At 68.1% G+C, this 13113-nt stretch carries 14 protein-coding genes; 6 read left to right on the plus strand and 8 right to left on the minus strand.

What is annotated here, in order from left to right; genetic code table 11:
* Positions 1-6: 6 nt before the first annotated feature.
* The gene (locus AB0280_RS09515; RefSeq protein WP_425328592.1) at positions 7-1227 is read left to right on the plus strand and encodes an acyl-CoA dehydrogenase family protein; all 1221 of its coding nucleotides are present in this window, start codon (positions 7-9) and stop codon (positions 1225-1227) included.
* Positions 1228-1304: 77 nt separating this feature from the next.
* Here the strand turns inward: AB0280_RS09515 and AB0280_RS09520 are convergent, their stop codons facing one another.
* From AB0280_RS09520 to AB0280_RS09540, 5 genes are read right to left on the minus strand one after another with little or no spacing between them, the layout of a single operon-like run.
* A complete protein-coding gene (locus AB0280_RS09520; protein WP_366367022.1) occupies positions 1305-2075 on the minus strand; it encodes an SDR family oxidoreductase in 771 nt (256 codons plus the stop codon).
* A gap of 25 nt (positions 2076-2100) precedes the next feature.
* Entirely contained in the window at positions 2101-3447 is a 1347-nt protein-coding gene (locus tag AB0280_RS09525; RefSeq protein WP_425328593.1) for an MFS transporter, read from the minus strand.
* A complete protein-coding gene (locus tag AB0280_RS09530; RefSeq protein WP_159631269.1) occupies positions 3444-3950 on the minus strand; it encodes a winged helix-turn-helix transcriptional regulator in 507 nt (168 codons plus the stop codon). The genes AB0280_RS09525 and AB0280_RS09530 overlap by 4 nt, the downstream gene beginning before the upstream one ends.
* A 50-nt stretch (positions 3951-4000) precedes the next feature.
* Positions 4001-5164 carry a cystathionine gamma-synthase gene (locus AB0280_RS09535; protein WP_366367024.1) on the minus strand — a complete coding sequence of 388 codons (1164 nt, stop codon included), beginning with the start codon at positions 5162-5164 and terminating at the stop codon, positions 4001-4003.
* Between the two features lie 24 nt (positions 5165-5188).
* Complete coding sequence (locus AB0280_RS09540; protein WP_159631265.1) at positions 5189-6574, minus strand: cystathionine beta-synthase; 1386 nt, start codon at positions 6572-6574, stop codon at positions 5189-5191.
* Between the two features lie 59 nt (positions 6575-6633).
* Here AB0280_RS09540 and AB0280_RS09545 point away from each other — a divergent pair, with 59 nt between their 5' ends.
* Positions 6634-7821, plus strand: a complete 1188-nt coding sequence (locus AB0280_RS09545) for an SLC13 family permease (protein ID WP_366367026.1) — start codon at positions 6634-6636, stop codon at positions 7819-7821.
* 13 nt (positions 7822-7834) lie between these two features.
* Here AB0280_RS09545 and AB0280_RS09550 read toward each other — a convergent pair whose 3' ends face one another.
* Entirely contained in the window at positions 7835-8212 is a 378-nt protein-coding gene (locus AB0280_RS09550; protein WP_141159697.1) for a DUF1304 family protein, read from the minus strand.
* A 33-nt stretch (positions 8213-8245) separates the two neighbouring features.
* Complete coding sequence (locus AB0280_RS09555) at positions 8246-8641, minus strand: VOC family protein (RefSeq protein ID WP_307492610.1); 396 nt, start codon at positions 8639-8641, stop codon at positions 8246-8248.
* A 154-nt stretch (positions 8642-8795) separates the two neighbouring features.
* Here AB0280_RS09555 and AB0280_RS09560 point away from each other — a divergent pair, with 154 nt between their 5' ends.
* The 4 genes from AB0280_RS09560 to AB0280_RS09575 all read left to right on the plus strand — a co-directional run bounded on the left by AB0280_RS09560 (position 8796) and on the right by AB0280_RS09575 (position 11376).
* Positions 8796-9782: a DNA-3-methyladenine glycosylase family protein gene (locus tag AB0280_RS09560; protein ID WP_159631261.1), complete on the plus strand. Its 987-nt coding sequence runs from the start codon at positions 8796-8798 to the stop codon at positions 9780-9782.
* A 144-nt stretch (positions 9783-9926) separates the two neighbouring features.
* Positions 9927-10538, plus strand: coding sequence for a hypothetical protein (locus AB0280_RS09565; protein ID WP_159631259.1), 612 nt, complete (start codon positions 9927-9929; stop codon positions 10536-10538).
* Between the two features lie 219 nt (positions 10539-10757).
* On the plus strand, positions 10758-10913 hold the full coding sequence (locus AB0280_RS09570; protein ID WP_159631257.1) for a hypothetical protein: 156 nt from the start codon (positions 10758-10760) through the stop codon (positions 10911-10913).
* A gap of 13 nt (positions 10914-10926) precedes the next feature.
* The gene (locus tag AB0280_RS09575; RefSeq protein WP_307492590.1) at positions 10927-11376 is read left to right on the plus strand and encodes a hypothetical protein; all 450 of its coding nucleotides are present in this window, start codon (positions 10927-10929) and stop codon (positions 11374-11376) included.
* Here the strand turns inward: AB0280_RS09575 and AB0280_RS09580 are convergent, their stop codons facing one another.
* A complete protein-coding gene (locus AB0280_RS09580; RefSeq protein WP_366367029.1) occupies positions 11377-13053 on the minus strand; it encodes an AMP-binding protein in 1677 nt (558 codons plus the stop codon).
* Between the last annotated feature and the right edge of the window lie 60 nt (positions 13054-13113).

Below are 13113 nucleotides of genomic sequence, written 5' to 3' on the forward strand. Positions count from 1 at the left end.
GTAAAAATGACTGCTGAAGAGATGCCCCGTGAAGAGATGCGCGGTGAAGCCGTGACCGCGGGCCCGTCCGACATCCTGGACCTCGACTCCCTGCTGTCAGCGGAGGAACTGGAGCTCCGGCAGAAAGTCCGCGACTTCACCCACCAGCGGATCAAGCCGGAGATCGCCCGCTGGTACGAGGACGCCGTCTTCCCCCTGGAGCTGGCGGCGGAACTGGGTGAGCTGGGCGTCCTGGGGATGCACCTGGAGGGCTACGGCTGCCCGGGCCGGTCCGCCGTCGAGTACGGCCTGGCAGCCATGGAACTGGAAGCCGGGGACTCCGGCATCCGCACGTTCGTGTCCGTCCAGGGTTCGCTGGCCATGACCGCCATCCACACCTGGGGCTCCGAGGAGCAGAAGCAGGAGTGGCTGCCCCGGATGGCCGCCGGCGAGGTCATCGGGTGCTTCGCTTTGACCGAGCCCACGGCAGGCTCGGACCCCGCCTCCATGGCCACCTCCGCGGTCCGGGACGGCAGCGGGGAAGACGCCGGCTGGGTGCTCAACGGCACCAAGCGCTGGATCGGGCTGGCCTCCGTGGCCGGCGTCATGGTGGTGTGGGCCATGACGGACGACGGCGTGCACGGCTTCCTGGTGCCGGCCGGAACCCCCGGCGTGACGGCCACGCCCATCCGGCAGAAGCTGTCCATGCGCGCCTCCATCCAGTGCGACGTGGTGTTCGACGACGTCCGGCTGGGTCCCGAAGCAATGCTCCCGGCTGCGCGCGGGCTCCGCGGCCCGTTCACCTGCCTCAACGAGGCCCGGTACGGGATCGCATGGGGTGCCATGGGCGCCGCCCGTGATTCTTATGAGGCAGCGCTGGAATACTCGCTGGGGCGGCTGCAGTTCGGCAAGCCGCTGGCGGGCTACCAGCTCACGCAGCAGAAGCTGGTGGACATGCTGGTGGAGATCCAGAAGGGCACCCTGCTGGCGCTGCACCTGGGCCGGCTCAAGGACGCGGGGACTATCCGGCCCGAGCAGATCTCGCTGGGCAAGCTGAACAACGTCCGCGAGGCCATCAGGATCGCCCGCGAGGCCCGCTCCATCCTGGGCGGCAACGGCATCACCACCGACTACTCACCGCTGCGGCACGCCGCGAACCTGGAATCAGTGCGGACCTACGAGGGTACCGACGAGGTGCACACCCTGGTCCTGGGCCGGCACGTCACGGGCCTCGACGCCTTCCACTGACCCCTCCCCCAACTGGGTAGCGCGAAGTGCCGTTTTGACTCCTCAAAACGGCACTTCGCGCTACCCAGCTGGGGTGGTCAGGCGGAGAAGCCTCCGTCGGACTTGATCAGCTGCCCGGAGACCCAGCGTCCGGCTGGTGAGAGCAGGAAGGCCACGGTCCCGGCAACGTCCGCCGGGGTGCCCAGGCGGCCGCCCGGCTGCTGCGCCGTGAGCTCTTCACGCACCTCCGGGGTCATCCAGCCGGTGTCCACGGGACCGGGGTTCAGGACGTTCGCGGAGATGCCCTGTGGTCCCAGCTCGCGGGCTGCGGCAATCACGATCCTGTCCAGGGCGCCCTTGGAGGCGCCGTAGGGAAGGTTGAACGCTGTGTGGTCGCTGGTCAGCGCAACGATCGCGCCGCCGTCGTCCGTTGCCTGCCGCGCGAAGGCGGCTATCAGCTGCCAGCTGGCGCGGGTGTTGACGGCAAAGTGCCGGTCGAAGGATTCAATGGTGGTGTCCAACACTCCGGAGTCAACGGATTCCGCATGGCTGAGCACCAGGCCCTGCAGCGGACCGGCCAGCTGGGCGGCCTCCGCCACGAGCCGGTCCGGGACCCCGGGGTCCTGCAGGTCGGCCGACAGGACGTGGACCTGGGCGCCGATGGCTTCCAGCTCCGCGGTCAGGCGGACCACGTCTTCGGGTTCGCTCCCCCACGGCATGCGGGCGTCGTAGTCGGCCCAGTAGGACAGGACCAGGTCCCAGCCGTCCGCCGCGAGCTGGCGGGTAATTCCCGCGCCGATGCCGGCCAGCCGGCCCACACCGGTGACCAGAGCAACAGGGCGGGCTGGGGCGGCTGCGAGGGGTTCCATCCGACCAGCCTAGCGGCGCCGCGTTTCAGGCCGCTGCGGGCCCCGCTTCCCGCGCGGTGTGGTGCCGGCGGATGGTGGCGCTGATGACGGCGGCGATGGTGCACATCGCGGCCGCACCGAACCAGGCGTAGGTGTAGTGCCCGGTGGCGTCCCGGAGGGCCCCGGCGGCGATGGCGGCTGCTGCGGCGCCCAACTGGTGCGCTGCAAAGACCCATCCGAAGACCACGCTGCCGTCAGCTCCGAACGTTTCGCGGCAGATGGCTGCCGTGGGTGGAACGGTGGCCACCCAGTCCAGGCCGTAGATCACTACGAACACGATCATGCTCGGCTGGACCTCGGCGTTCAGCAGCAGCGGAAGCACCAGCAGGCCGATCCCGCGGAACTGGTAGTAGACGGCCAGCAGGACGCGGGGGTTGAACCGGTCCGTCAGCCAGCCCGAGGCGATGGTCCCGATGATGTCAAAGATCCCGACGACGGCCAGCAGGCCCGCGGCAGTGGTTTCAGGCATTCCGTGGTCGTGCGCGGAGGGGATGAAGTGGGTGCCGATCAGGCCGTTGGTGGTGGCGCCGCAGATGGCGAACCCCGCCGCGAGGGCCCAGAAGGTCCTGACCTTGCTGGCGCGCCGCAGCACCTGGAGGGCGCGGACGGCAGCGTTGGTGCGGGGTCCGCTGTCCTGGACCGGTGCAGCCTCTTGAGCCTCGCCGTCGACCGGCACAGCACCATATGGCAGCACCCCGACGTCGGCAGGCGAGTTCTTGAGGAACTTCAGCACCAGCGGGACCACGGCCAAGGCGCCGGCAGCGATGAGCAGCGAGGCCTGCCGCCAGCCGGGGTCCTGCGCGAGCATGGCGATGAAGGGCAGGAAGACCAGCTGGCCGGCCGCGCTGCCGGCAGTGAGGATGCCAATCACCAGTCCGCGGCTCTTGGTGAACCACGTGTTGGCGATAGTGGCGGCGAAGACGAGGGCCATGGAGCCGGTGCCAAGGCCGATGAGCAGGCCCCATGTCAGCAGGATCTGCCAGGACTGGTTCACCAGCACCGTCAGCGCGCTGCCCATGCCGATCAGGACCAGGGCCGTTGCCGTCACGGCCCGGATGCCGAACCGTTCCATCAGGGCTGCGGCGAACGGGGCGGTCAGGCCGAAGAGGACGAGGTTGATGCTGACTGCCGCCGACAGGACCGTGGTGGACCAGCCGAACTCCTGCTGGAGCGGGACCATCAGGACGCCGGGGGCAGCCCGGAAACCGGCGGCCCCCACCAGGGCAAGGAAGGCGACGGCGGCGACAATCCAGGCGGGGTGGAAGCGGCGGCGCGGTCCGCGCGGGGTCTGCAGCGTTGACGTGTCCGCCGTTTCCCCGGGCAGGGCGCTCACGCGGCCGTTCCTTTCCCGGAGGCGGTGGACAGCCGGATGGGCTGTTCGGACCGGGCGCGGCTGTGCCAGCTGGTGTTCGCCGCGGTGAGCCGTTCCCCGCATTCGGTGCAGGTGTCCGCCGAACTGGTGGCTTTTCCGCAGCCGGAATGGATGACGTAGAGATGCGCCTGGTCCGAGGGCGCCGGCAAGTGCTTCTCGGCCCAGATGGTCACCGCGTTCAGGACCGGGAGGGCGTCTTCACCTTTGGGCGTGAGGACGTACTCCTGGCGGGTGCGGCCGCCGTCGTCGTACGCCCTTTTCTCCAGCAGCCCGGACTCAACCAGGCCTGCCAGCCGCTTGGTGAGGACCGAGTCCGCCACTTCCAGCCGGCTCCTCATGGCGTCGAAGCGCCCGTTGCCGAAGAAGACCTCGCGCAGGACCAGGATGGACCAGGGGTCACCCAGGATGTCCAGGCCGCGGGCCATGCTGCAGGTGCGTTGGGACCAGTCGGATCGAAGAGGCATACCGGAACACTAGTTGACTTTCTTCAAGAAAGCCAGAGATTCGGCTGCCGTTACGGGATGTGGGAGAACGCCTGGTCGAGGTCTGCGATCAGGTCTTCCTTGTCCTCGATGCCGCAGGAGAGGCGCAGCAGGTTCACCGGGACGGCCAGCTCGGTGCCCTTGACGGACGCGTGGGTCATCTCGGACGGGTAGTTCATCAGTGACTCGATCCCGCCAAGCGACTCCGCCAGGGTGAACACGGAGGTGGACTCGGCCACCTTGCGGGCAGCGGCTTCACCGCCCTTGAACTGGACGGAGACCATGCCGCCGAACTTGCGCATCTGCTTTTTGGCGAGCTCGTGGCCCGGGTGGTCCGGCAGGCCCGGGTACAGGACGGCCTCAACCTCGGGGCGCTCCAGCAGCCACTCGGCCACGGCCTGGCCGTTCTCGCTGTGCCGGTCCATCCGGACGCCGAGCGTCTTCAGGCCGCGGGTGGTCAGGAAGGCGTCCATGGGGCCGGACACGGCCCCCACCGCGAACTGGACGAAGCCGATCTTCTCCGCCAGTTCCTCGTCCTTGACCACGACGGCGCCACCCACCACGTCGGAGTGGCCGCCAATGTACTTGGTGGTGGAATGGACCACCACGTCGGCACCCAGGGCGAGCGGGTTCTGCAGGTAGGGCGAGGCGAAGGTGTTGTCGACCACCAGGAGAGCCCCGGCGTCGTGCGCAATGTCGGCGAGCGCCACGATGTCGGTGATCTTCATCAGCGGGTTGGACGGCGTCTCCACCCAAACGAACCGGGTCTTGTGCGCAGCCACCGCGCGGCGGACCCTGTCCAGATTGGCCATGTCCACCGGGGTGTTGCCGATCCCCCAGTCACCCAGGACACGGCTGATGAGCCGGTAGGTGCCGCCGTAGGCGTCGTTGCCCAGCACGATGTGGTCCCCGGGGCGGGTCAGTGCGCGGATCAGGGCGTCCTCCGCGGCGAGCCCGGAGCTGAAGCTGTAGGCGTGCGTGCCAAGTTCCAGCGCCGCGAGCTGTTCCTGGAGCGCGTCCCGGGTCGGGTTGCCGCCGCGCCCGTACTCATAGCCGCTGCGCAGGCCGCCGATGCCGTCCTGCGCGTAGGTGGAGCTGAAGTGCAGCGGCGGGACCACGGCGCCCGTGCGGGGCTCGAAGGCCTGGCCGGCGTGGACGGCGCGGGTGTTGAAACCCTGGTTTTCAGAGGCAGTCATGATGCTCCTTTTGGGTGACGCAGATCAGTTGCTGAGGTAGGCCAGCAGGTCGTGCCGGGTGAGGATGCCCACCGGCGCGCCTACGAACGTGACCATCAGGGTGTCCGTGTCAGAGAGCAGTTCCCTGGCAGCGGAGATGGTTTCCAGTGAGCCGATCACGGGCAGCTTGGGGCCCATGTGTTCGGAGATCTTGTCCGTCAGCTTCGCTTCGCCGCGGAACAGTTTGGCGGTCAGGGTGCGTTCGTCCACGGCGCCGAGGACCTCGCCCATGACCACCGGCGGTTCCTGCGAGAGGACCGGGATGTGGCTGACGCCGAACTCGTTCATGATGTTGATGACGTCGCGGACCGATTCGTTGGGGTGGATGTGCACCAGGTCCGGCAGCTCGCCGTTCTTGGATTTGATGACTTCCCCCACGGAGGTTTCCTCGCCGCCGGAGAGGAACCCATAGGAGCGCATCCACTGGTCGTTGAAGATTTTGGCCAGGTAGCCGCGGCCGGAGTCGGGCAGGATGACCACGACGACGGCGCTCTCCGGCAGGTCCTTGGCCGCCTGGAGCGCGGCTACTACGGCCATGCCGGAGGAACCGCCCACCAGCAGGCCCTCCTCCCGCGCCAGGCGCCGGGTCATGGCAAACGAGTCAGCATCGGAGACGGCGATGACGTCGTCCGGGATGGTCTTGTCGTAATTCGCCGGCCACATGTCCTCCCCGACGCCCTCCACGAAGTACGGGCGCCCGGTGCCGCCTGAGTAGACCGAGCCTTCGGGGTCCGCGCCGATGATCCGGACCACGCCGCCGTCGGACTCGGGCCTGTCAGCCGAAACCTCCTTGAGGTACCGGCCTGTGCCGGTGATGGTGCCGCCCGTGCCGGCGCCGATGACGCAGTGGGTGACCTTGCCGTCGGTGTCCCGCCAGATCTCCGGACCGGTGGTCTTGTAGTGGCTGCCGGGCGCGGCAGGGTTGGAGAACTGGTCCGGCTTGAAGGCGCCCGGGGTCTCGCGGGTAATCCGGTCCGAGACGCCGTAGTAGCTCTGCGGGCTGTCCGGCGGCACGGAGGTGGGCGTGACCACCACTTCCGCGCCGTAGGCCTGGAGCACGGCACGCTTGTCCTCGCCCACCTTGTCCGGGACCACGAAGACGCACTTGTAGCCCTTCTGCTGCGCCACCAGGGCAAGGCCCACCCCGGTGTTGCCTGAGGTCGGCTCCACGATGGTGCCGCCGGGCTTCAGTTTGCCCTCGCGTTCGGCGTCCTCGATCATCTGCGCCGCGATGCGGTCCTTGATGGACCCGCCGGGGTTCAGGTACTCCAGTTTGACCAGGACGGTGGCCTTGATGCCCTCAGTCACGTGGTTGAGTTTGATGAGCGGGGTGTTGCCGATGAGGTCCAGGATGGACTGGGCGTACTTCATAGGTACAAAGCTACCGCTTCCTGCGCGCCGATCCCTGCGGCGGGTGCGAGGATAGGCCGGTGAAGCAGTTCGCATGGCTGAGAGCCACCCGCAGCTACCTGCTGCCCGGCGCAACCCTGGCAGCGGGCGTGGCCACCCTGGCATCCGGGGTGCTGCCCTTTCCCGCCTTCGGGGACCTGGCGTCCCGGACCATTCCCATCCTGGCCTTCGTGCTGGCCATGTCCCTGGTCACCGAACTGGTGGACGAGGCAGGGCTGTTCCGGGTGGTGACGGACCGCCTGGCCGCCCTGGGCCGGGGCCGCGTCTTCCTGCTGTGGCTCCTGGTGCTGGCTGTGGCTACGGTGTCCACGGTGTTCCTGTCCCTGGATACGACGGCGGTGCTGGTCACACCCGTGGTGGTCCTGCTTGCCGTCCACGCCCGGATCCCGCCGCTGCCGTTCGCGTTGACCAGCATCTGGCTGGCCAATACCGCGTCCCTGCTGCTGCCGGTGTCCAACCTGACCAACCTCCTGGCGCAGGACCGGCTGGGCCTGAGCCCCTTGCGCTTCGCCGGGCTGGTGTGGGCTCCGGCCCTGGTTGGCCTACTGGTCCCCCTTGCCCTGCTGTGGCTGGCGTTCCGGCGGGACCTGCGCGGAACGTACAGACCGCAACCTGCGCATCCTGTCCGCGACCGGACCCTGCTGAAAGCCGCGGGGATCACGCTGGTGGTCCTGCTGCCCGCGCTGGTATCCGGACTGCCGGTCCAGTACCCGGCACTGGCCGCCGCCGCCGTCCTGGTGGCGGTCTTCCTCCGGCGCCGGCCCTCTGCTCTGCGGTGGTCCATGGTGCCCTGGCGGCCGCTGATGCTGACGGTGGGGCTGTTCATGCTGATGGAGGCCCTGCACGCGCACGGCCTCACCACCCTGCTGGCGGGTGTGGCCGGGACCGGGGACAGCCTGCCTGCCCTCCTGCAGCTGGCCGGCCTCGGCGCCGGCGCGGCCAATGCTGCCAACAACCTCCCCGCCTACCTGGCGCTGGAGCCGGTGGCCGGTTCCCCGGCACGGCTCGCAGCACTCCTCATCGGGGTGAACCTCGGCCCGCTGGTGACCCCGTGGGCCTCGCTGGCCACGCTGCTGTGGCACGAACGGCTCCGGGTGCTGAACGTGCCCATCAGGTGGGGCGGGTTCGCAGCGGCGGGGCTGGTGGCGGCGGCCCTGACCGTGCCGCTGGCCGTCCTGGCTCTGTGGGCCGTGTCCGGAATGCCCTGAGCAACGGCACGCCTTACCCCACGAACATCAGCCAGAGGATTACGGCAGGGAGGAACGCCTGGCCAATGCCGCTGATCCACAGCCGGGGTTCACTGATGATCAGCACGACGCCGAGGATGGCGTGGGCAATGGACATCATGGCCACGATGGTCCGGCCCACCGTGACCTGGCCGGCATTGGCGAGGACCACCCCGGATATCCCGAACAAACCCCAGACGATGTTGTAGAACCCCACGTTGATGGTCCAAAGGCGCACCGCGGAAGTATCTTCCGGCCTGATCAGGAAGATGGGATGGAGGCGCTGGTCCGTGTACCGGAAAGCTTCCAGCAGGCCCACAGTGATAAGGGTTATCCCGGTGATGACTGCAAGCACCTGGATGACCGTACTCATGGGCGCGTCCTGCTGCCCCGGTGCAGGCGCATGCTATGCGCCGGCGGCCCCGGCGGGGAGGTTCTCCCAGAGGCCCATGACGTTGCCTTCGGAGTCCTTGAAGTAGGCCGTGTACCCCATGCCGGGAACTTCGTTTTTGGGTATGAGCACGGAACCGCCGGATTCCTCTACGGACTTCAGGGTTGAGTTGATATCCGGCACATCGATGGTGATGACCGGGCTGGTTATCTGTCCTTCGCGGGCCATCATCCCGCCGTTGATGGCCCCGGGAGTTGTTGATTGCCCGGCGTCGTCCATGTCCGTGGTGATGACCATGTTGTAGTCCATGCCGGGCACCGGTTCGATCCGCCAGCCCAGGGCGTCCCGGTAGAATTTCCTGGCCCGTTCCTGGTCGTCCGCCGGGATCTCGAAATGCACTACGCCGCCCATGGTTGCCCTCCGTGTTCCTGTGCTTGTCTGCTGGTTGGGTGCCTTGCCGCGCAGGCGCCCGGGTGCCACACGCGGCGATCCTAATCCGGGGCCGCAGTGCGCGTAAGGGCCGATGGTCCCGCCGCTGTCAGTGGTCCGTGGGACGATTGAAGGCATGACGATCGCAGAGGCACCTCCCCGGCTGGCAGCCGCGGCGGACGTGTCCCTGCGGTGGTATCCGGAGGCCCCCTACAGTCTTTCCCGGACCATTGGCCCGCTCCTGCGCGGCAACAGCGATCCCTCCTTCTGCGTGCAGGGGGACGTCGTCTGGAATGCCTTTACGACGCCGGACGGTGCGGCCACCATGCGGCTCGCCCCCTCGGGTGGCGGCGATGTGGGCGCGCCGTTGGTGGATATCCAGGCGTGGGGCCCCGGCGCCGCAGCTGCCGTGCAGTCGGCGCCCCGCCTGTTGGGAGCCGACGACGACTGGCAGGGTTTCGATGAACCGGCCTTCCATGCCACGCTGCCGCGCATGGTGCGGGAGGCCCGGCGCCGCAGCCTGGCGGTCCGGCTGCCTTCAAGCGGCCGCATGGTGGACCAGCTGGTGCCGATCATCCTGGAGCAGAAGGTGACGGTGATCGAGGCGCGGCGTGCCTACCGCTACCTGGTGCACCGCTACGGAACTCCGGCGCCCCTGGCAGGGACGTCCACGCCGGGCGGTTTGCTCGTGGCACCGACGGCCTCCCAGTGGCTGCAGGTTCCCAGCTGGGAGTGGCACAAGGCCGGAGTGGGACCCCAGCGCTCCGCCACCGTCATGCGCGCCCTGCGCTCCGCCGCCGCGCTTGAACGCCTCGCGGCGCTCCCCGCGCTGGAGGCAGCGGAGAAGATGCAGGCCATCCCGGGGATTGGGGTGTGGACCGCGGCCGAGGTGGTGCAGCGCACCCACGGCTGCCCGGACTCGATCTCGGTGGGCGACTACCACCTCGCGGCCTACGTGGGGGCCGCACTGACCGGACGCCGGACCGACGACGCCGGGATGCTCCGCCTGCTGGAGCCCTGGCGGGGGCACCGCCAGCGCGTGGTCAGGATGATCCAGGCCACCGGCTTCCGCAAACCCACCTTTGGCCCGCGGATGACCATCCAGGACCACCGGGGGCACTGACCTGCACGGCACTTCCGGCCGCCTGGAAACGCTTGATCTCCGTGCCAGAGGGTACGGAGCCGGTATGGGGTGGCCCCGCGGGGTGCCACACCCGTCCGGCTGGACGGCACCAGGCTGGCAGGCAACCTCGACCGAAAGGATCCCATGAGCTCCGAAACAGGCAGCACCAACCCAAACGCCGAGGCTGTGCCCGGGACGTCCCAGGATCCCGCGGTCCTGGATCCGGACGCCCAAGACCCGGACGCGGAGCAGAAGCTCAAGCTGCAGCTGGCCATCTTCGACGTGTCGCGCGACGCCGGAGGCAGGAGCCTCGAGGAAATCCGGGACATGCTGCATACAGCCTTTGCCGCGCGCGGCGTCGCCCCGCCTCCCGGCACCTGGGTGGAGTCCGTGGCGTCGTCGGCGTTTTACGGTGAGCCCTACATCATCGACTACCCCACGGCCATCGCCGCGGACAACCTGGAACCGGCCCCGAACCCGGAGGTCCGCGAGCGGCTCGCCGCCCGGCGGGAACTGCGCGAGGTGCAGCTCCCACCCGGAATCTTCCCCTCCCAGGAGGAGTGGAATATCCCGGCCAACGAAGTCACCAGCGCGGACCGGGGACGCGGCGGGCGAGGTGCCCTCCGAGCCCTGACGGCACCTGAAGGCCCCTCCCGGCAACTCTTGGCAGCGGTAGGGCTGGCAGGAGTCGTGCTGGCTGCCCTTGCGGTTATCCAGGTATCACGCCGCACCTCCAGGGGCTCCTTGGAGGGCTAGGGCAGTTCTCCCCATCCCGCCTTTGTCCGCCGTCCCATAGGCTGTGTTGGAGGCTGGGACTGATTTGGGGGAAAGACGTGGCAGTAATTCATAGGACCCGCGAGGCCTGCACTGCGGTGGTGCGGTGATGGCCGCTCCTGCCATCGCGACAAGTTCACGCCGACTGTGGGGCTGGCTGGCACGAAGGCCGCTGCCTCCCCTGCAACTGCCGACTTGTCCATGGCGGCAGATGCCCCTGATCCCACTCCGGCCTACTTCAATGGCCTGCAGCCCGGCTCCGAAGCTTCCCATAACGGCTGCACCATCAAGATCACCTCGATCTGCGACGGCGAAGTCCGCTTCGATCTGGTGCAGCAGCCCGATGGACAATCCTGAGGCCGGTCGGCTCATGGCGCGAAATTCGGAGGCGTGGGGCTGGCTCCTTGTCCTGGCAGCCCTGTCCTCGGCCCTGACCCTCGCCGGCTGTGCCCAGACCGAAACAACGGTTGATTCGAAGCCGCAGGCAGTAGCCACGAAAGGCCAAGGGCGCGCTTCCAGTCCAAGCTGCACCAGCACTGGAAACTACAAGGTGGTCCCATCAGCCAACGGCTCATTCCCGCGGCTTCCAGCAACCTCCACAGCGGAGCCACCCCTGGTCCGGCTTTCCAGTACGCACCTGAAGAATGACCCGGTGACCGCGGACTTGTCGGTTGCCCTCCTTTCCGGTGGCAGCCCCGCGTCAAGAGAGTTCCGCGGGCTCGCTCTCGGCCAGCAGGCATCCTTCGACGGCTACACGGTCCGGATCACCTCCATCTGCGAGGGCGAAGTCCGCTTCGACCTGGTGCAGCAGCCCGGGTAGTCAGAGGCCCAGCCGGGCCACGGCCTCCTCGCGCATCTGGACTTTGCGGATCTTGCCCGAGACCGTCATGGGGAAGCTCTCCCGAACTTCCACATAGCGGGGAATCTTGTAGTGGGCCAGCCGCCCGCGGCAGAACTCTGCGAGGGCCCCGGCGTCGAGGGGCCCGGCCCCCGGCTTGAGGATAATGCAGGCCATGAGTTCCTCGCCATACCGCTGATCCGGGACCCCGATGACCTGGACGTCCTGGATGTCCGGGTGGGTGTAGAGGAATTCCTCGATTTCGCGGGGGTAGATGTTTTCGCCGCCGCGGATCACCATGTCCTTGATGCGGCCCTCCACCACCACATAGCCGTCCTCGTCCATGCGGGCCAGGTCCCCGGTGTGCATCCAGCCCTCTGCGTCGATGGCCTCGGCGGTCTTGTCCGGCTGGTTCCAGTATCCGGCCATGACGGCGTAGCCGCGGGTGCAGAGTTCGCCGATCTGCCCGCGTTCCAGGTCCTCCCCGGTGGCAGGATCCACGATCTTGCTTTCCAGCTGCGGCATGGTGCGGCCCACGGTCTCGGTGCGCTGCTGCAGGGTGTCGCCCTTGCGGGTCATGGTGGACACCGGCGAGGTCTCGGTCATGCCGTAGCAGATGGCCACGTCCACCATGTTCATTTCCGAGATGACCCGGTTCATCACCTCGATGGGACACAGCGAACCCGCCATGACCCCTGTGCGGAGCGTGGACAGATCGTAGGAACCGAAGTCGGGCAGTGCGAGCTCGGCGATGAACATGGTGGGCACGCCGTACAGGGAGGTGCCGTGGAAGTCCTGGACGGCCTCGAGCGCGGCGGCGGGTGAGAAGCCCCGGCCCGGGATGATGGTGGCGGCGCCGTGGCTGAGGGCGTTGAGGTTGCCGATCACCATGCCGAAGCAGTGGTAGAACGGCACGGGGATCACCACGCGGTCATGCTCGGTGTAGCCCAGCAGCTCGCCGATCGCAAAACCGTTGTTCAGGATGTTGTGGTGCGTCAGCGTGGCCCCCTTGGGGAAGCCGGTGGTTCCGGAGGTGTACTGCAGGTTGATGGGATCGTGCGGGCTGAGTTCGGCCATACGGGCCACCAGGTGCGAATGCGCGACGGCGTCAGCGCGCTTGAGCAGCTCGGCGTACGTGAGTTCGGCGTCGCTTTGGGGGCTGCCGGCTTTCAGCGCGTCCAGGCCATGGTCCGGCAGGAAGACGAGTTCCCTCAGGTCCGGGCAGGTAAGGAGGGCCTGGCGGCCCATGGCCACGTAGTCGCTGTTGGCGTCCGACGGCGCCGTGACCAGCATGCGCATGCCGTTCTGCTTGACCACGAACTCCAGTTCGTGGCTGCGGTACGCGGGGTTGACGTTGACCAGGATGGCACCCATCTTGGCGGTGGCGTACTGCAGCAGCGTCCACTCGGCGCAGTTGGGGCTCCAGATGCCCACCCTCTCCCCCTTGGCGACGCCCAGGGCGAGGAGCGCGCGGGCCAGCCGGTCGACGTCGTCGTTCATCTTGGTGTAGCTCCAGCGGCGGGCGTCAGCGCCCGGCACGGGTGCGGCCTCGATGAGGGCGTCGTGGAGGGGAAACTGCGCGGCGACGCGCTCGAAGTTCGCGCCGATGGTTTCCTCCAGGAGCGGGACGTCAGTGTCCCCGGCTGTGTAAGCACGCATGATGGCACGCTACCAACAGGATCCCGGCAGGAGAAGCATGCCGGCACCGCAACACTGCCG

The sequence above is a fragment of the Pseudarthrobacter sp. 902506025 genome, from assembly GCF_040702325.1.
Classification (GTDB): Bacteria; Actinomycetota; Actinomycetes; order Actinomycetales; family Micrococcaceae; genus Arthrobacter.